The following is a 17,574-nucleotide window of genomic DNA, read 5'->3' on the forward strand; positions in this document are numbered from 1 at the left end:
CCGGAGTGCGGTGCTGGCACGGGCGAGGCGGGTCGCGATGCGCGGTCCTGTTCGCATCGTCCGGCCGTCCGGGGCGCGGCGCGCGCTGGGCTGCGCCGCCCGGGGCTCCGGTGCGGGCCGTGTCGGCGACCCCACTCCGGGTGAGGGGCGCCCCGGAGGCCATCCCTCCCGAAGCGGGAGAATCACGGCGCACCGCCGACGACCTGCGGTTTCCACACAGGATCCTCACTTCCGCGCCTACCTGACGCCGCACCTGGCCGCATAGCCTGCGGGCCCCATGGACTACTGCCACGCGTGCCGGCGGCATCTCAACGGGGCCCTCGCCTGTGCCGGGTGCGGGACTCCCGTCGAGGAACTGCGGTACGAGACCCCCCACATACCGGTCCACACCCCGGACCACAGCTACGGCGGGCCGACCCGGCCCGCTCTCTACGAGACGCCGAACCAGCCCGCGATGTACGGCGGGCAGACCGGGTCCGCGGTCTACGGTGCCCCGAACGGCCCCGCGGTCTACGGTGCGCCGAACGGGCCGGCGGTCTACGGTGCGCCGAACGGGCCCGCGGTCTACGAGACGCCGAACCAGCACGCGGTCTACGGTGCGCCCACCGGCCCCGCGGTCTACGGCGATCCGATGCGCCCCGCGATCTACGAGTCGCCCCTGACGCCGGACGCGCCCGAGACTCCGGACGCGCCGGAGGACCACGACGAGTCCGACCGGCCCGCGCCCGAGCACGTCTACGAGCTGGACGTCCTGGAACCGCCGCGCCCGGCTCCCGGCGGGCGCCGGGCCGCCCGTGGCGCCGCGCAGGACCGCGCCGCCTCGCGGGGCCGCTCCGCCGCGCGGCGGGGGAAGAGCGCGCGCCGGGGCCGTACGGTCCTGGTGGGAACGGTGGGACTGGTCCTCGCGGCCGGGACGCTGACCCTGGCGAAGCTCGCCCTGGAGGAGCCGCCGCAGGACGGCGCCGCCACGGCCGTCGAGGAGCTGGAGGCCACCGAGACCCCGATGTCTCCGCCCCCTGTGGAGGCCTCCGAGACGCCGGAGGGGACGAGCCCGTCCCCGGCGACGGACGCGCCGAGCTCCGTCGCGGCACGCCCCCGCCAGGTGAGCGCGGGCTCGAGCTCGGGATCCGGTACGGGCTCGGGCACGGGATCCGGTACGGGGACGGGCTCGGGGACCGGTACCGGCCACGGGAGCGGCGGCGCACCGACCTCCGCGCCGACCACCCGCCCGAGCTCGCCCTCCGGCACGCCGACCGCGACCCCGTCCGCGCCGGCGGGCGGCGCGACGCCGAGCGAATCGGGGACGCCCGGCGGTCCCGTACCGTCGACCACCGGCCCCACCCCGAGCCAGACGCCGACGCCCAGCCCGGAGCCGACGTGCACCCGCTTCCTCTGGTGGTGCGTGTAGGGCCTGCCTCAGGCCACGGCCTCGCCCAGCATCCGCTTCAGGAGGTCCCGCAGGAGGGTCCGCTCGGTCTCGGTCAGTTCGCCGAGCGGCTCGCGGGCGAAGTCGAGGGACTCGCGGAGGCGGCGGGCGGTGTCGCGGCCCTCGTCCGTGGGGACGGCCAGCTTGACCCGCCGGTCGTCCGGGTCGGGGCGGCGCTCGACCAGGCCGCGGGCCTCCAGGCGGTCGACGATCCCGGTGATGTTGGAGGGCTCGCACTTCAGCTTCTGGGCGATGCGCCGCATCGGCAGCGGATCGAGCGAGAGCAGGCCGAGGACGCGGGCCTGGGCGCCGGTCAGCGCGTGCTGTGCGGCCGCCTGCTCGTACTCCTCGTAGTAGCGCGCCACGACCGTGCCGATCAGCTCGACGACTTCGACGGTCAGGGGGTCCGTGCGTGAGGTGGCCATGGGGCTCAGTCTACCCAGATACTTGACAACATGAAATATCCAGGCGCATGGTTGTTTCAGTCAGTGAACCTTTTGTGATCTCAAGCTTTGCCTGGAGGCCGTGCTCATGTCCGTTCTTCCCGCGTCCAGCCGTGAGTGGCACCTCGTCGCCCGTCCGCACGGCTGGCCCGTGCCGGCGGACTTCGCCCTGCGCGAGACCCCGGTCACCGAGCCGGCCGAGGGCCGCATCCTCGTGCGCAACCTGCACTTCTCCGTCGACCCGTACATGCGCGGCCGGATGAACGACGTGAAGTCGTACATCCCGCCCTTCAAGCTCGACCACCCCATGGACGGCGGCGCGGTCGGCGAGGTCATCGCCTCCAACGCCGAGGGCTTCGCCGTCGGCGACCACGTCCTGCACGGCCTCGGCTGGCGCGAGTACGCCGACGTCCAGGCCCAGCACGCCACCAAGGTCGACCCGGCGCTCGCCCCCCTCTCCGCCTACCTCGGCGTGCTCGGCATGACCGGCCTCACGGCCTACGCCGGCCTCTTCGAGGTCGCCTCCTTCAAGGAGGGCGACGCGGTCTTCGTCTCCGGCGCGGCCGGCGCCGTCGGCAGCCAGGTCGGCCAGATGGCGAAGCTCAAGGGCGCCTCCCGGGTCATCGGCTCCGCCGGCTCCGACGAGAAGGTCAAGTTCCTCGTCGAGGAGCTCGGCTTCGACGCCGCCTTCAACTACAAGAACGGCCCGGTCAAGGACCAGCTCCGTGAGGCCGCCCCGGACGGCATCGACGTCTACTTCGACAACGTCGGCGGGGACCACCTCGAAGCCGCGATCTCCTCGCTCAACGTGCACGGCCGCGCCACCATCTGCGGCATGATCGCCCAGTACAACGACACCGAGCCGGTGGCGGGACCACGCAACATGGCGATGATCATCGGCAAGCGGCTGCGGCTCCAGGGCGTCCTCGTCGGCGACCACTACGGCCTGCAGAACCAGTTCGTCCAGGAGGTCGGCGGCTGGCTCGCCTCGGGCGAGCTGAAGCACCGCGAGACCTTCGTCGAGGGCATCGAGAACGGCGTGGACGCCTTCCTCGGCCTGCTGCGCGGTGACAACACCGGAAAGATGATCGTCTCGGCGACCCGCTAGTCTTCCCTCAGCCGTCGCGATCGTGGGCGCGAGTCGTCGGCGGAGTGAAGAAGGAAGACATCCGCATGTCCATCCAGCAGTCCGAGGTTCTCTACACCGCCGTCGCCACCGCCGAGAACGGCCGTGACGGCCGTGTCGCCACCGACGACGGTCAGCTCGACGTCGTCGTGAACCCGCCCAAGGCCATGGGCGGCTCCGGCGCGGGCACCAACCCCGAGCAGCTCTTCGCGGCCGGCTACAGCGCCTGCTTCCAGGGCGCGCTCGGCGTCGTCGCCCGCAACGAGAACGCCGACGTCTCCGGCTCGACGGTCACCGCCGAGGTCGGCATCGGCAAGAACGACGACGGCTTCGGCATCATCGTCAAGATCTCGGCGACCATCCCGAACGTGGACGCCGAGACCGCCAAGAGCCTGATCGAGAAGGCCCACCAGGTCTGCCCGTACTCCAAGGCGACCCGCGGCAACATCACGGTCGAGCTCGCCGTCTGAGTCACGGACGCGCACACCGTGCGAGGACCGCACCCCGACCGACCGGGGTGCGGTCCTCGCCGCGTACGGAGGGCTGCGGCATCATGTCCGTGTCCTGCGGACGGGGGGAGCCAGCGTGTCGAACAACCGGTCGGAACAGGCCGATCACGAGCTGATCGGCGGGCGGTACCGCCTCGGCGAGCGGCTCGGCCAGGGCGGCATGGGCGTCGTCCGGCGGGCCACCGACGAGCTGCTCGGACGCCAGGTCGCCGTCAAGACGCTCGCGCTCGACTCCGGCGCCGACCCGGAGGGCGCCCTGCGGGAGGCCCGGGTCGTCGCCCAGGTCCGCCACCCGCACGTCATCGTCGTCCACGACGTCGTCGAGCACCAGGGACAGCCCGCCCTGGTGATGGAGCTCGTCGACGGCGGCTCGCTCGCCGACCGGCTGGCCGCCGGCGAGGTCCTGTCCCCGCGCGAGACCGCGCGGCTCGGACTCGACCTGCTCGACGCGCTGTCCGCCGCCCACGCCCGCGACGTCCTGCACCGGGACGTGAAGCCCGCCAACGTCCTCCTGGAGAAGGGCACCGGCCGGGCCGTCCTGACCGACTTCGGCATCGCCAGCCTCCCCGGCGCGACGACGCTCAGCCGCACCGGGGTCTTCATCGGCACCCCGGAGTACACGGCGCCGGAGCGGATGCGCGGCGACGACGCGGGACCCGCCTCCGACCTGTGGTCGCTCGGCGCGCTGCTGTGCGCGGCGTCGACGGGCACGTCGCCGTTCCGCCGGGACTCCATCGGCGCCGTCCTGCACGCGATCGTGTACGAGGAGATCCGCCCGTCCGAACGGATGGGACCGCTCGTCCCCGTCGTCCAGGGCCTCCTCGAACGCGACCCGGCCCGCCGCCTGGGCGCCGCCGAGGCCCGCCGTCTGCTCGCCGCGTGCGCGGCCGAACCCCAGCCGGTGCCCGACCTCCACCCGCCGACCGCACGGGACACCGCCCCGGAGCCACGGCACCGACCCACGGGCCCCGAAGGCCCCTCCCGCCGCGGCGGGCTCGCGCTGCCGTTCGTCGTCGCGGCCGTCGCCGCCTCCGTCGCGGCGGTGACCGTGGCCGTGCTGCTCGCCGGTCGCGACGAGCAGCCCGCGGTGGCCTCGCCCACCGGTTCGCGGAGCTCCTCCGCGACACCCGCACCCGCGCCCGTACCCGCCGGATACACCGCCGTCCGGGACGAGCGCGGCTTCACCCTCGCCGTGCCCGCCGGGGCGCGCCGCTCGACCGACGGCGAGCGGGTCTTCTACACGACGGGGGACGGGGGCGTCTGGGTCGGGATCAGGATCCGGGCCATCCCGACCGGCGGGGCGATCGGGGTGATGCGTACCGCCGACGCGGCCGGCCCGAAGACCAACAAGGGCTACCGCGACGCCACCGTCGAGGAGACGCGGCACAAGGGACTGCCCGCCGCCCGCTGGGAGTTCACCTGGGACGGCTTCACCGGCGCCGAGGGCCCCCGGCACACCGTCGACCTGTGCTGGGAGCAGGCCGGGACCCTGTACGACCTGTGGGCCTCGGCCCCGGTCGGCCGCGCCGCCGAGGCCCGCCGTCACTTCGCCACGGCCCTGGAATCCTTCCGTACCACCGGCGGTTAGGGTGGCCCCCATGCGTGATCTCGGGGTCGGTTTCAAGTACGTGCTGCAGGGCCAGAAGTGGGTCGGACAACACGGGCGGTGGTTCGGTTTCGGGCTGTTGCCCGGGCTCGTGACGCTCGTCCTCTACGCGGGCGCCCTCGTCGGCCTCGGCTACGGCGCCGACGACCTGGCCGCGTGGGCGACGCCGTTCGCCGACGACTGGACCTCGCCCTGGCAGGGCCTCTTCCGCGGAGCCCTGACGGGGCTCGTCTTCGCCTTCGGGCTCTTCCTCGCGGTGATCACCTTCACCGCCGTCACCCTCCTCGTCGGCCAGCCCTTCTACGAGTCGCTCTCCGAGGAGGTCGACCGCAGCGAGGGCGGCGAGGTCCCCGAGTCGGGCCTGCCGCTCTGGCGAGAGCTGTGGATCTCGGCCCGTGACAGCCTGCGGATCCTGCTGCGGGTCGCGCTCTACGGTGTCCTGCTCTTCGCCTGCGGGTTCATCCCCGTCGTCGGCCAGACCGTCGTCCCCGCCATCGGCTTCTGTGTCTCCGGCTTCTTCCTCACCGAGGAGCTGACGGCCGTCGCGCTCCAGCGCCGGGGCGTCGAGCTCAAGGAGCGGCTGCGGCTGCTCCGCGGGCGCCGGACGGCCGTCCTGGGCTTCGGCGTTCCGCTGACGCTCGCCTTCCTGGTGCCGTTCGTCGCCGTCCTCCTCATGCCGGGAGCGGTCGCCGGAGCCACCCTGATGGCCCGTGACCTGTGCGGAGAGACGTCCGGCGACGACTCCGAGGAAAACGATCAAGAAGGCGGCAACCTTCCTTCCTCCGGTGGCGACCAGGAGGTGCATCACCTCCCCCACTGAAGAAGGAACACATGACGTCCCACAAGCGGAAGACGGGCCGCCGCCGCGCGGTCATCGGCGGCCTCAGCGCCCTCGGTATCACCGGCGCGGCCCTCGTCACCAGCTCCCTGCTCGCCCCGGCGGGCGCGGCGAGCGCCGTCCCGGCCTGGCCGGCGGCGAAGGGCGAGAAGCCGGTCGCCACGACCATCGAGGTCTCCGGCACGTACGACGGGAAGCTGAAGCGCTTCTACGGCACCGGTGAGCTGGGCTCGGACGGCCAGGACGAGAGCCAGAAGCCGGTGTTCGTCCTCAAGGACGGCGCCGTCCTCAAGAACGTGATCATCGGCACCCCGGCCGCCGACGGCGTCCACTGCCTCGGCAGCTGCACCCTGCAGAACGTCTGGTGGGAGAACGTCGGCGAGGACGCCGCCACCTTCAAGGGCACCTCGGCCTCGTCGGTGTACGCGGTCTACGGCGGCGGTGCGAAGAGCGCCTCCGACAAGGTCTTCCAGTTCAACGGCGCGGGCAAGCTGGTCGTGACGAAGTTCCAGGTCGCCGACTTCGGCAAGCTCGTCCGCTCCTGCGGCAACTGCAGGAAGCAGTACACGCGCACGATCCTGGTCAACGACGTCGACGTCACCGCGCCCGGCAAGTCGATCGTCGGCGTCAACGCCAACTACGGCGACACCGCGACCCTGCGGAACATCCGGATCCACGGCGACGCCAAGCAGAAGATCAAGCCGTGCACCCGCTTCACCGGCAACAACACCGGCAAGGAGCCCAAGGAGATCGGCACCGGCCCGGACGGCACCACCTGCCGCTACTCGGCCGGGGACCTTTCGTACGACTGATTCCGGACGAGCACCCGGTCCTCAGACCTCGAGGACCGGGTGCAGTTCCGGCCGCGCGTCCCACCAGGCCCGGTGGAAGGCGTTGTTGTCGACGTTCGCCAGATAGGCGCGGGCCGCCGCCCCGTACAGCAGTTCCGCCTGCGGGGCGGGGACCGCCGCCCGGTTCCAGGCGAGCCGGATCCGCCCCGTCACCGGATCGCCCTCCAGGGGGCGCAGGACCGTGCCCTCCGCCGCCGGGGCCGTCGGCTGGCTCATCGAGATCGCCCGGCCCGCCGCGATCAGGTCGTAGTGCATCTTGCGGTCGGCGACCCGGTGCCGCAGCGAGGGCGTGAACCCGGCCTTCTCGCAGGCCGCGACGAGCGCCTCGGGGCCGCCGTCGTCGTCCTCCACCAGCGTCATCCAGGACTCGCCCGCGAGCTCGGCGAGTGCGATCCGCTCCCGGCCCGCCAGCGGGTGCGCCGCCGAGAGCCGCACGCAGAACGGCTCCTTGGGGACCAGGGTGCGGGCGCTCGTCCCCTCGGGCAGCGGCACCTCGTGGTCGTTGACCTCCCCGTACAGCACGGCGTCGTACCGGCCCGCGCCGAGCTGCCGGGTCAGCGTCGTCGCCGAGTGCTCCACGGTGACGGCGATCTCCTGCCCCGCCATGACCTCCTCCAGCTCCCCGAGGAGCCGGTCGACGAGGACGAGCAGGATGCAGCCGAGCCGCAGCGGGGTGTGCGGGGCGACGGCCCGCGCCCCGGCGGCCAGCGCGTCCATCTCGCCGAGCACGAGCCGCGCCTTGGAGAGCACGAACTCGCCCAGCGGAGTGGGCTCCACGCCGTGCCGGCCGCGCAGGAAGAGCTCCCCGCCCGCGACCCGCTCGATGCGGCGGAGCTGCGCGGAGAGGGCCGGCTGCGAGACCCCGAGCCGCCCGGCCGCCCGCCCCAGACTGCCCGCTTCGGCTATCCGGCAGACGGCCTCGAGATGCCTCAACTCCAGCTGCATTTCAGCAGCGTACGCAGCGGTGCGCGGGCGCACCATAACCCGCGTCTTATGCCGCGTGAGATGTCCCGAACTAGCCATGTCCACGCCCATACTCGGCGCGACGATCCGTCTCCCCCACCCTTGAACGGAGCACGACGTTGCACCCGACCAGACTCACGGCGGCCGTGGCCGCCCTGGCGCTCTCGGCGAGCCTCGCGACCGCCCTCGTCGGACCGGCGACCGCGGCGACCCCGCAGGCACAGCCCGTACCCCCGGGCCACGGCAAGGCGCTCGCCCTCGCCGCCGCCGACAAGGCCGCGAGCAGCGGTCTCGACGAGCTGCGGCACGGAGCCGACGAGGACCTCGTCCGGACGTCCGTCACCCCCTGGACGAACGGCCTGTACTACGCCTCGTACGAGCGCACCTACCGCGGCCTCCCGGTCGTCGGCGGCGACGCGGTCGTCGTCTCCGACAGCTCCGGCAAGGTCCGCGAGGTCACCGGCGCCCCGGCCCCCGTGATCAGGCTCTCCACCAAGGCGAAGGTGACGGCCGACGCGGCCCTCGCCACCGCCCGGAAGCAGCTGGCCTCGGTCGAGAGCGCGAGCGCCCCCGAGCTGACCGTGCTCCTGAAGGGCGGCAAGGCCGTCCTCACCTGGCACACCCTGGTCATCGGCCGGACGGCGCAGGACGCGCCCAGCTCCCTCGACACCTTCGTCGACGCGCGCACCGGGTCCGTCGCCCGCGCCACCGACAAGATCCTGCACGCCGACGGCCGCGGCTACCACAACGGCAACGTCACCATCGACACCGCCGCGACCTCGATGACCGACCCCACCCGCTCCGGCTTCAAGTGCGGCGGCCAGAACGGCAGCGCCTACACCGGCTCCTCGCCGTGGGGCAACGGCACCGCCAACGATCTGGTGACCGCCTGCGTCGACATCATGTACGCCGCGCAGAAGGAACACTCCATGCTCAAGGAGTGGTTCGGCTACAACGGCCAGAACGGTCAGGGCGGCATGGTCCCGGCCCGCGCCGGACTCGGCGAGGTCAACGCGTACTACGACGGTACGAAGACCACGTACGGCCGCAACCAGACCGGCTCCATGCAGCTCACCGGCATCGACGTCGTGGCGCACGAGTACGGCCACGAGATCTTCGACCGGACGCCGGGCAGCTCGGGCTCGTCCAACGAGAACGGCGGCATGAACGAGTCGACGGGCGACATCTTCGGCGCGCTCACCGAGCACTACGCCGACAACCCGAACGACACCCCGGACTACACGGTCGGCGAGAAGCTGAACTTCCTCGGCGACAACAAGCCGATCCGCTACATGTACAACCCCTCGCTCGCCGACAACGCCCCCAACTGCTACCCGCAGTTGACCTCGGGCACCGAGGTGCACGCGGCGGCAGGACCGCAGAACCACTGGTTCTACCTGCTCGCCGAGGGCTCCAACCCGGGCGGCGGCAAGCCGAGCAGCCCGATATGTTCCGGCGGGCCCTCCTCGGTGACCGGCATCGGCATCCAGAAGGCCGGCAAGATCTTCATGGGCGCCCTGCTCATGAAGACCTCCTCCTGGAACCACCCGGCCGCCCGCAAGGCGACCCTGACCAGCGCCAAGAACACCTACGGCAGCGCCGAGTGCAACGCCGTGAAGGCGGCCTGGAACGCGGTCGGCGTGCCCGCCCAGTCCGGTGAGACCGACTGCGGCGGCACCACCACCCCGGACTTCTCGCTCGCCCTGAACCCGTCCTCGGGCTCGGTGCAGCCGGGTGCCTCCGCCACCTCCACGGTGAACACCTCCACCACCGGCGGCAGCGCGCAGACCGTGCAGCTCTCCGCGAGCGGCGCCCCGAGCGGGGTCACCGTCTCCTTCAGCCCGGCCTCGGTGACCTCGGGCTCCTCGTCCACGATGACCGTCCAGGTCGCCGCGGGCACCGCGAACGGCACGTACCCGATCACCGTCACCGGTACGGGCTCCGCCACGCACACGGTCACGTACCAGCTGTCGGTCGGCACCACGACGCCGCCCACCGGCTGCGACACCACCGAGTACACCTACCAGGGCACCCTGGCCGACGGTCAGGCCGAGGCCCAGCCCGACGGTTCGTACTACTACTCGGCGACCTCCGGCACCCACGTGGGCTGCCTGCGCGGCCCGGCCGGCACCGACTTCGACCTGTACCTGCAGAAGTGGAACGGGTCGGCCTGGGCTGACGTGGCCGTCGGCGGCACGGCGGGCGCCGACGAGGACACCAGCTACTACGGCACCGCGGGCTACTACCGGTACGTGGTCCACGCGTACAGCGGCTCCGGCGCGTACACGCTGGGCCTGAGCGCCCCGTAAGGGAATGAGCGCCCCGTAACGGGGGCGGGTTGACGTCGCGGACCGGGGGTTCCGCGGCGGGCTCCCCGGAGGGCCGGACGGTCGTATGTCCCACGACCGTCCGGCCCTTCCTCCGTGCTCAGCCCACCTCGGCGAGGACGAACCCGGGCTCCTCGGAGCCCGCGTCCGCGATCCGCCCGCCGTCCGGGCCCCAGGCCCCGGCCCGGCCGCAGCCCACCCCGTCCTCGTTGGGCCCCAGGACGTTGCCGAGCACCACGTGCAGACCGAAGTCCCGGGCCCGCGCCGGATAGACCTTCTCGAAGGAGTCGTTGTCCGCGCCGAGCACCGAACTCGCCAGATAGGCGGCACAGTTGTCGGCGGCGGCCCGCTCGGCGAGCTCGGGGAAGCGGTTGTCGTAGCAGGTGGCCAGGGCGAAGCGGACCCCGTCGAGCGCGAACCGCCCGTCGGTGGCCCCGGGTTCGAAGACCTCTGCCTCGACGCCGTACAGGTGCTGCTTGTCGTAGCGCGCGAGGAGCGAGCCGTCGGGACCGATCACGAGCGTGGTGATCCCGGTGCCCGAACCACCCGTCCGTACCGGCCCGTTGACCACGGCCGCCGCACCGGCGGCCCGGCAGGCCTCCCGTACGGGGTCGAGGCGGGGGTCGTCCTCGGTCAGGACGAGGCCGGGCGTGTCCCGGATCAGGGACGGCTCGTACCCGGTGAGCGAGAGCTCGGAGAAGACCACGACCCTGGCCCCCTCCGCCCCGGCCGCCCGGACGAGGCCGGCGATCGTACGGACGTTGGCGTCGATGTCCCCGGCGACCGGGGCGAACTGGGTGGCTGCGACGATCATGACCGCCATCCTCTCGCGCGGGCCTGTAAGGGTCAATATGGGGTTGAGTCTGTTAGCTCGCGGGCCGTCTCGCGCAGGACGGAGAGGAAGGCGGTCGCCGCGACCGTCGCGGCCGGCGGGGTGGCCGCGCAGATCCGGCGGTACGGGACGTCCTCCGGGTGGATCGTGACCAGCGCGACGTCCGGGCGGACCGAGGCCGCCGCGAGCGCCGGCACGAGCGTGACGCCCAGACCCGCCGCGACCGCGCCGAGCTTGGCGATCCAGTCGTGGGCCAGCAGCCCGGTGCGCGGGCGGAACCCGGCCGCGACCGCCGGGCGGAACAGGGTGTCCTCCAGGCGCTCGTTGCCCACGATCCACTCCTCGTCGGCGAGCTCGGCCAGCCGCACGGCCCGCCGCCCCGCGCGCGCGTGCCCCCGTGCGAGCGCCACCAGCATCGGCTCGTCCAGCAGGTGGTGCAGGGTCACGCCCGGCGGCGGGGGAGTGTCCTGGGGCGGGCTGACCACCGCGAGGTCCTCCTCCCCGGCGGCCACCAGGCGCAGGTGCTTCACGGAGGGCCCTTCGAGGCGGCTGACCGTCACCCCCGGGTGCCGCTCCCGGAACGCGGCCTGGGCGCGCGGCACCAGCGCGGCCGTGGCGCTGGAGAAGGAGCCGAGCCGCAGCAGTCCGCCGTCCAGGGAGCGCAGGGCCTCCAGCTCCGCCCGGGCGGTGGCCAGCCGGTCCCGGACGGCCTCCGCGTGCGGAACCAGCACCCGGCCCGCCTCGCTCAGCCGCACCCCGCGCGGCAGCCGCTCGAAGAGTTCGGCGCCGACCTCGTCCTCCAGGGCCTGGACCTGCCGCGAGACCGCGGACTGGGTGTAGCCGAGGAGCTGGGCGGCGGCGGTGAAGGAGCCGGCGCGGGCGACGGCGAGGAACACCTCGTACAAGCCATGAGAACGGGGCATGGGAACCATGCTAGACATTCGCTTGTCGCATGCCGGAGCCGGTTCTAGCGTCGACGGCATGGACACCACCCCGCAGAAGATCGCCTTCCTCGGCCTCGGATCCATGGGCCTGCCCATGGCCCGCCGCCTCCTCGACGCCGGACACCCCCTGACCGTCTGGAACCGTACGGCCGCCAAGGCCGACGCCCTCGTCGCCGACGGCGCCGTCCGCGCCGCGACCCCCGCCGAGGCCGTCCGGGACGCCGACGTCGTCGTCACGATGCTCGCCGACCCCGCCGCCGCCCTCGCCGTCGCGGACGAGCTCGTCCCGGCGCTGCGCCCCGGCACCCACTGGATCGACACCTCGACCGTGGGCCCGGACACCGTCGCCGCCCTCGCCGCCCGGCTCCCCGCCGGGGTCACCCTGATCGACGCGCCCGTCATGGGCAGCGTCGACCGGGCGGCGACCGGCGAGCTGCTGATCCTCGCGGGCGGCGACACCGCGCCCGTCGCCGCCGTCCTCGACCGGCTCGGCTCCGTGACGCCCTGCGGCGGCCCCGGCACCGGCGCCGCCCTCAAGCTGGTCCTCATCAACGCCGCCATCGGCGGGGTCGCCCTCGTCGCCGAGGCCCTCACGCTCGCCGGCTCCCTCGGCCTGCCCCGCGAGCTCGCGCTGCGCACCCTCGGCGCGGGCCCGCTGTCCGGCGCCGTCGCCCGGGCCACCGCCACCGGCTCGTACTTCCCGGTCGCCCTCGCCGCGAAGGACGTCGCCCTGGCCACGGCGGCGGCGAAGCTCCCCGTCCTGGAGGCCGTCCACCACCTGCTGACCGAGGACCCGGCCCTCCTGGGCGAGGACCTGTCGGCGGTCGTCCGCTAGCCGCGCCCCTCGGCGCCGTCCTCGGAGCCGTACAGCAGCCGCAGGAAGTCGCGGAAGGCGCCCGGCATGTCCACCGCCGACGGATCCAGGAGCCACTGGTACTGGAGGCCGTCCATCACCGCTGTGAGCAGCGGCGCCGCCCGCTCCGGGGTGAGGCCGCCCGGCAGCCGCTCGCCGAACTCCAGGCGCAGCACGTCCGCCATGTTGGCCCGCACCTGTGTGTACCGCTCGGTGAAGAACTCCCGCGCCGGATGCCCGTCGGTGACGCTCTCGCCGAGCAGCGCCGAGAAGGTCTGCACGATCCCCGGCCGCATCGCGTTGTACTCGACGAGGGACTCCAGGAGGTCGAGCCGCCAGCCCTCGCGGTCCCGGCCCCCGCTGGTGTCCCAGCGGTCGCGCTCCTCCAGGACCGCGACGAGCAGCGCCTCCTTCGTCGGGAAGTAGTGGAGCAGCCCCTGCTGGGTCAGCCCGACGCGCTCGGCGACGGAGCCGAGGGTGGCGCCCCGGTAGCCGCGCTCGGCGATCACTTCGAGGGCGGCGCGCAGGATGTCCGCGCGCCGCTCCTCGCTTCTGGCCCGCACCATCGCCGTGGCCCCCTTTCACAGGTCCGTCCGACAGGACCGTACCTCCTCGCGACGACAGCGAAGTAACGGAATGATTACGTCACCTACCGATCTACAGGTAGGTGGGTGCACGATGGGCGCATCGGGGTCATTCGGTACGTCAACGAGGAGGTACGGCCATGGCGGAGACCAGCGCGGAGACCGTGAGGAACACGGTCGTCGAGGCGGCGCTCGGCAAGCTCGACCTGGACGCCAAGACCCGGCTGCTCGCGGGCCAGGACATGTGGTCCCTGCCCGCCCTGCCGGAGATCGGCCTGAAGTCCCTGGTCATGTCCGACGGCCCCATCGGCGTCCGCGGCGTCCGCTGGACCGCCGACGACCCGTCGATCGCCCTGCCGTCCCCGACCGCCCTCGCCGCCACCTGGGACCCCGCGCTCGCCCGCCGGGCCGGCCGGCTCCTCGCCCAGGAGGCCCGCCGCAAGGGCGTCCACGTCCTCCTCGCGCCCACGGTCAACCTGCACCGGACCCCGCTCGGCGGCCGCCACTTCGAGGCCTACAGCGAGGACCCGTACCTCACCGGAGCCATCGGCACCGGCTACGTCCAGGGCGTCCAGGACGGCGGGGTCGGCACCACCGTCAAGCACTACGTCGCCAACGACGCCGAGACCGACCGCTTCTCCGTCGACAACCGCATCGCCCCGCGCCCGCTCCGCGAGCTCTACCTCGCCCCCTTCGAGGCCATCGTCAAGAACGCCCACCCCTGGGGCATCATGACCGCCTACAACCAGGTCAACGGCGTGACGATGACCGAGCACCACCAGCTCGTGAACGAGGTCCTGCGCGGCGAGTGGGGCTTCGACGGCTACAACGTCTCCGACTGGATGGCCGCCCGCTCCACCACCGCCGACATCGCGGGCGGCCTCGACGTCGCCATGCCCGGCCCCGACACCGTCTACGGCCCGGCCCTCGCCGCCGCCGTCCGTGCCGGCGAGGTCGAGGAGTCCGCCGTCGACACGGCCGTACGCAACGTCCTGCGGCTCGCCGCCCGCGTCGGCGCCCTCGAAGGCGCCCCGCCCGTCGTCACCGAGCACCCCGCCGCCATCGACGGCGACGCCCTCGCCCGCGAGATCGCCCGCCGCGGCTTCGTCCTCGTACGGAACGAGAACGGCGCCCTGCCTTTGAAGAACGCCACCGTCGCGCTCTCCGGCGCCGCCGCCCGCGACGCCCGCGTCCTCGGCGGCGGCTCCGCCCAGGTCTTCCCCGACCACGTCGTCTCCCCGCTCGACGGCCTCACCGCCGCCCTCCCCGCCGACGCCCTGACCTACACGATCGGCGCCGACCCCAGCGAGGAACTCGCCCCCGCCGACCAGGGCTTCACCCTCCGCGCCCGCTGCCGCGACGCCGCCGGAATCGTCATCGGCGAGGGCTCCCTGCCCAACGGCCAGGTCCAGTGGATCGGCGACGACCTCCCCGCGGGCGTCACCCACGAGACCCTCGCCTCCATCGAGGTCGTCGGCACCTTCACCCCGCGCGAGTCCGGCGAGCACGCCTTCGGCACCCGCGGCCTCGGCGCCTTCACCCTCACCGTCGCCGGAGAGACCGTCTTCGACGGCACCCAGGCCATGGGCCCCGAGACCGACCCCTTCGAGGCCTTCTTCGGCTCCCCGGTCGAGCGCGCCAAGGTCACGCTCACCGCCGGCGAGACCGTCGAGGTCTCCCTGCTGCACACCCTCGACAAGGCGTTCGCGGCCCCGCTCCCGGCCGTCATGTTCTCCTTCGTCCACCTCGGTCCCCGCCGTGACCCCGACGAACTGATCGCCGAGGCCGTCGAGGCCGCCCGCGCCGCCGACACCGCCGTCGTGGTCGTCGCCACCACCGAACGCGTCGAGTCCGAGGGCTTCGACCGCAAGGACCTCGCCCTCCCCGGCCGCCAGGACGACCTCGTACGGGCCGTCGCCGCCGCCAACCCGAACACCGTCGTCGTCGTCAACGCCGGCTCCCCGGTCGAACTGCCCTGGCGCGAGGACGTGGCCGCGATCCTGCTCAGCTGGTTCCCCGGCCAGGAGGGCGGCGCCGCCCTCGCCGACGTCCTCACCGGCGCCGAGGAGCCCGGCGGCCGCCTCCCCACCACCTGGCCCGTCGCCCTCGCCGACGCCCCCGTCACCGAGGTCACCCCGACGGACGGCGAACTGCACTACACCGAGGGCGTCTTCATCGGCTACCGCGCCTGGGACAAGGCCGGCGCCGTCCCCGCGTACCCCTTCGGCCACGGCCTCGGCTACACGACCTGGTCGTACGACTCCCTGGTCGCGGCCCCCGACACGGTCACCGTCCGGCTCACCAACACCGGCGCCCGTACCGGACGCGAGACGGTCCAGATCTACCTGGCGCCGACCGGCGCCACGGTGGAACGCCCCGCCCGCTGGCTCGCCGCCTTCGCGAGCGTCGAGGCCGCGCCCGGCGAGACCGTCGAGACCGAGATCGCGCTGCCCCGCCGCGCCTTCGAGATCTGGGACGAGGACAAGAACGACTGGACCTTCGTCGCCGGCACCTACGAGGTCGTCGCCGCGCACTCCCTCACGGACGCGCGCCTGACGGCCACCCTGGAGGTCTGACCTCCCCCGTGACCGGCCCCGGGGCGGAACCTGACAACCGCCCCGGGGCCCCTCACTCCTTCGTGATCCGCCGGTACGCCAGCTCCGCGAGCCGCGCCTGCCCGTCCTTGCTCGGATGGAACCAGTCCCAGGGGCTCAACTGCCCGCCGCCGAATCGGAACCCGAAGACCGCCCCGCCGTCGTACCGGCAGCGCGCGTCCTTCGCGCAGACCTGCTCCAGGACCTCGTTGTACGCCACCACCCGGTCCCGCACCGACGCCCGTCGCCGCTCGGCCGCCGGACCCAGGTCCTCCGCGTCCGCCAGCATCGCGCCGCAGATCCCCAGCTTCCACACCTCGCGCCCCATCGGGCTCACCCGCCCCGTCGACCACAGGTGCTTCAGGTCCGGCACACTCGCCACGTACACCTGCGCCTTCGGTGCGCCCGCCCGCAACCGGGCGAGGGCCGACTCGAAGGAGGCGCGGAAATCGGCCACCGGGGTCATCAGGTCCGGGGTGGCGCGGCAGGCGTCGTTCGCCCCCATCATCACCGTCACCAGCTCGGGCCTCTCGGCGGCCGCCCCGGCCATCTGCTCCGGGAGCTCCGCCATCCGCGCGCCCGTCCTGGCCAGGTTCCAGCTGCGGGTGGCCACCTTCTCCGGCCCGAGGAGCCGCAGCGCCAGGCTGTTGACGGCGGTGTCCGTGCCGGTCGCCCACGACACCTCGGGGCAGTCCGACAGCACCGAACAGGCGTCGAAGGCGCGGGTCACGGAGTCGCCGACGGCCGCGACGGAGGCGGGGGAGACGTCCCACAGAGGCGTCGGCTTCGGTACCGGTCGTGCCGAGGGCGCCTTCGCCACCGGCTCCCCGGCCGTGCAGCCGGAGAGCACCCCTCCGCACAGCAGCGTGGCCGTCGCGGCGGCGACAGCGGTACGGAATCGGCCTCGGCCGCGCATCCCCGGCCCCTCCTTCGGCGTCCTGGCGGGTGAAAGCTTCGTGTTCACCGACCCCCGGACCGACCGTACGTCACACCGATGACGGTGCGGCACGGTAGCTTTTCCCCCGTCGAACCAGAGGCGCCTTCGCCGACCGGCTCCGGTAAATTACATCACGTCACATGCTGTCCCCTTTTTGAGGGTTTGCGGTGTTCTGCTCCTGATGCTGTTTACTGAGGCCGCTGGGCAAGGCGAACCTCGTCCCACACTGGAGGTCCCGGTGACGACACGTGGAGTCCTGTACGTACACTCCGCACCGCGCGCGTTGTGCCCGCACGTCGAATGGGCGGTCGCGGGCGTCCTCGGTGCGAGGGTCCAGCTCGACTGGATCCGCCAGCCGGCGTCCCCCGGCACCTGGAGAGCCGAGTTCTCCTGGCAGGGCCGGACCGGCACCGCCTCCGAACTCGCCTCCGCGCTCCGCGGCTGGCAGATGCTCCGCTTCGAGGTCACCGCGGAGCCCTGCCCCACCGCCGAGGGCGAGCGCTACAGTGCCACCCCCGACCTGGGCATCTTCCACGCCGTCACCGGCATGCACGGGGACATCCTGGTCCCCGAGGACCGGCTGCGGGCCGCCCTCGCGCGCTCCGCGCAGGGCGAGACCCAGCTGGAGGCGGAGATCGCCAAGCTGCTCGGCAAGCCCTGGGACGACGAGCTGGAACCCTTCCGGTACGCGGGCGAGGGCGCCCCCGTCCGCTGGCTCCACCAGGTCGTCTGACGGGGCTG

The 17,574-nt window shown here is 73.1% G+C and carries 16 protein-coding genes; 10 read left to right on the forward strand and 6 right to left on the reverse strand.

All coding sequences use genetic code 11. The features are described from left to right. Nucleotides 1-277 precede the first annotated feature (277 nt). Entirely contained in the window at nt 278-1,408 is a 1,131-nt protein-coding gene (locus AC07AW_RS09415; protein WP_478814845.1) for an SCO2400 family protein, read from the forward strand. Between the two features lie 8 nt (nt 1,409-1,416). On the opposite strand, the gene AC07AW_RS09420 is transcribed toward AC07AW_RS09415, so the two are convergent. After that, nucleotides 1,417-1,851, reverse strand: coding sequence for a MarR family winged helix-turn-helix transcriptional regulator (locus AC07AW_RS09420; protein WP_478814846.1), 435 nt, complete (start codon nt 1,849-1,851; stop codon nt 1,417-1,419). A 106-nt stretch (nt 1,852-1,957) separates the two neighbouring features. Here AC07AW_RS09420 and AC07AW_RS09425 point away from each other — a divergent pair, with 106 nt between their 5' ends. The 5 genes from AC07AW_RS09425 to AC07AW_RS09445 all read left to right on the forward strand — a co-directional run bounded on the left by AC07AW_RS09425 (nt 1,958) and on the right by AC07AW_RS09445 (nt 6,760). Continuing rightward, a complete protein-coding gene (locus AC07AW_RS09425; protein WP_478814847.1) occupies nt 1,958-2,977 on the forward strand; it encodes an NADP-dependent oxidoreductase in 1,020 nt (339 codons plus the stop codon). A gap of 65 nt (nt 2,978-3,042) precedes the next feature. Further along, nucleotides 3,043-3,465 (forward strand): organic hydroperoxide resistance protein, encoded by a 423-nt coding sequence (locus AC07AW_RS09430; RefSeq protein WP_392152454.1) that lies wholly within the window; start codon nt 3,043-3,045, stop codon nt 3,463-3,465. Nucleotides 3,466-3,580: 115 nt separating this feature from the next. Then, nucleotides 3,581-5,092, forward strand: a complete 1,512-nt coding sequence (locus AC07AW_RS09435; RefSeq protein ID WP_478814848.1) for a serine/threonine-protein kinase — start codon at nt 3,581-3,583, stop codon at nt 5,090-5,092. Nucleotides 5,093-5,102: 10 nt separating this feature from the next. Beyond that, a complete protein-coding gene (locus AC07AW_RS09440) occupies nt 5,103-5,930 on the forward strand; it encodes an EI24 domain-containing protein (protein ID WP_478814849.1) in 828 nt (275 codons plus the stop codon). A gap of 11 nt (nt 5,931-5,941) precedes the next feature. Beyond that, nucleotides 5,942-6,760, forward strand: a complete 819-nt coding sequence (locus AC07AW_RS09445) for a pectate lyase (RefSeq protein WP_478814850.1) — start codon at nt 5,942-5,944, stop codon at nt 6,758-6,760. A gap of 21 nt (nt 6,761-6,781) precedes the next feature. Here AC07AW_RS09445 and AC07AW_RS09450 read toward each other — a convergent pair whose 3' ends face one another. After that, nucleotides 6,782-7,744 (reverse strand): LysR family transcriptional regulator, encoded by a 963-nt coding sequence (locus AC07AW_RS09450; protein WP_478814851.1) that lies wholly within the window; start codon nt 7,742-7,744, stop codon nt 6,782-6,784. 137 nt (nt 7,745-7,881) lie between these two features. Here AC07AW_RS09450 and AC07AW_RS09455 point away from each other — a divergent pair, with 137 nt between their 5' ends. Beyond that, nucleotides 7,882-10,071 carry a M4 family metallopeptidase gene (locus AC07AW_RS09455; RefSeq protein ID WP_478814852.1) on the forward strand — a complete coding sequence of 730 codons (2,190 nt, stop codon included), beginning with the start codon at nt 7,882-7,884 and terminating at the stop codon, nt 10,069-10,071. Nucleotides 10,072-10,189: 118 nt separating this feature from the next. On the opposite strand, the gene AC07AW_RS09460 is transcribed toward AC07AW_RS09455, so the two are convergent. Further along, nucleotides 10,190-10,903, reverse strand: coding sequence for a carbon-nitrogen hydrolase family protein (locus AC07AW_RS09460; protein WP_478814853.1), 714 nt, complete (start codon nt 10,901-10,903; stop codon nt 10,190-10,192). Between the two features lie 32 nt (nt 10,904-10,935). Next, a complete protein-coding gene (locus AC07AW_RS09465; protein WP_478814854.1) occupies nt 10,936-11,844 on the reverse strand; it encodes a LysR family transcriptional regulator in 909 nt (302 codons plus the stop codon). 58 nt (nt 11,845-11,902) lie between these two features. On the opposite strand from AC07AW_RS09465, the gene AC07AW_RS09470 reads away from it, so the two are divergent. Continuing rightward, nucleotides 11,903-12,700, forward strand: coding sequence for an NAD(P)-dependent oxidoreductase (locus AC07AW_RS09470; protein WP_478814855.1), 798 nt, complete (start codon nt 11,903-11,905; stop codon nt 12,698-12,700). Here the strand turns inward: AC07AW_RS09470 and AC07AW_RS09475 are convergent. Then, nucleotides 12,697-13,284 carry a TetR/AcrR family transcriptional regulator gene (locus tag AC07AW_RS09475; RefSeq protein WP_478814856.1) on the reverse strand — a complete coding sequence of 196 codons (588 nt, stop codon included), beginning with the start codon at nt 13,282-13,284 and terminating at the stop codon, nt 12,697-12,699. The genes AC07AW_RS09470 and AC07AW_RS09475 overlap by 4 nt on opposite strands. A 158-nt stretch (nt 13,285-13,442) precedes the next feature. On the opposite strand from AC07AW_RS09475, the gene AC07AW_RS09480 reads away from it, so the two are divergent. Next, a complete protein-coding gene (locus tag AC07AW_RS09480) occupies nt 13,443-15,878 on the forward strand; it encodes a glycoside hydrolase family 3 protein (RefSeq protein WP_478814857.1) in 2,436 nt (811 codons plus the stop codon). Nucleotides 15,879-15,930: 52 nt separating this feature from the next. Here the strand turns inward: AC07AW_RS09480 and AC07AW_RS09485 are convergent, their stop codons facing one another. Further along, nucleotides 15,931-16,812, reverse strand: coding sequence for an SGNH/GDSL hydrolase family protein (locus AC07AW_RS09485; RefSeq protein ID WP_478814858.1), 882 nt, complete (start codon nt 16,810-16,812; stop codon nt 15,931-15,933). A gap of 259 nt (nt 16,813-17,071) precedes the next feature. Between AC07AW_RS09485 and AC07AW_RS09490 the strand changes: the two genes are divergently transcribed. Next, nucleotides 17,072-17,566 (forward strand): DUF3145 domain-containing protein, encoded by a 495-nt coding sequence (locus AC07AW_RS09490; RefSeq protein WP_266891520.1) that lies wholly within the window; start codon nt 17,072-17,074, stop codon nt 17,564-17,566. The last annotated feature ends 8 nt before the right edge of the window (nt 17,567-17,574 follow it).

The sequence above is a fragment of the Streptomyces sp. NPDC044003 genome, from assembly GCF_056435185.1.

What these genes read in the sequence shown, in the direction of transcription:
- AC07AW_RS09415 (WP_478814845.1), top strand. Translation starts at nt 278, where the DNA reads ATGGACTACTGCCACGCGTGCCGGCGGCATCTCAACGGGGCCCTCGCC.
- AC07AW_RS09420 (WP_478814846.1), bottom strand. Translation starts at nt 1,851, where the DNA reads ATGGCCACCTCACGCACGGACCCCCTGACCGTCGAAGTCGTCGAGCTG.
- AC07AW_RS09425 (WP_478814847.1), top strand. Translation starts at nt 1,958, where the DNA reads ATGTCCGTTCTTCCCGCGTCCAGCCGTGAGTGGCACCTCGTCGCCCGT.
- AC07AW_RS09430 (WP_392152454.1), top strand. Translation starts at nt 3,043, where the DNA reads ATGTCCATCCAGCAGTCCGAGGTTCTCTACACCGCCGTCGCCACCGCC.
- AC07AW_RS09440 (WP_478814849.1), top strand. Translation starts at nt 5,103, where the DNA reads ATGCGTGATCTCGGGGTCGGTTTCAAGTACGTGCTGCAGGGCCAGAAG.
- AC07AW_RS09445 (WP_478814850.1), top strand. Translation starts at nt 5,942, where the DNA reads ATGACGTCCCACAAGCGGAAGACGGGCCGCCGCCGCGCGGTCATCGGC.
- AC07AW_RS09450 (WP_478814851.1), bottom strand. Translation starts at nt 7,744, where the DNA reads ATGCAGCTGGAGTTGAGGCATCTCGAGGCCGTCTGCCGGATAGCCGAA.
- AC07AW_RS09460 (WP_478814853.1), bottom strand. Translation starts at nt 10,903, where the DNA reads ATGATCGTCGCAGCCACCCAGTTCGCCCCGGTCGCCGGGGACATCGAC.
- AC07AW_RS09465 (WP_478814854.1), bottom strand. Translation starts at nt 11,844, where the DNA reads ATGCCCCGTTCTCATGGCTTGTACGAGGTGTTCCTCGCCGTCGCCCGC.
- AC07AW_RS09470 (WP_478814855.1), top strand. Translation starts at nt 11,903, where the DNA reads ATGGACACCACCCCGCAGAAGATCGCCTTCCTCGGCCTCGGATCCATG.
- AC07AW_RS09475 (WP_478814856.1), bottom strand. Translation starts at nt 13,284, where the DNA reads ATGGTGCGGGCCAGAAGCGAGGAGCGGCGCGCGGACATCCTGCGCGCC.
- AC07AW_RS09480 (WP_478814857.1), top strand. Translation starts at nt 13,443, where the DNA reads ATGGCGGAGACCAGCGCGGAGACCGTGAGGAACACGGTCGTCGAGGCG.
- AC07AW_RS09485 (WP_478814858.1), bottom strand. Translation starts at nt 16,812, where the DNA reads ATGCGCGGCCGAGGCCGATTCCGTACCGCTGTCGCCGCCGCGACGGCC.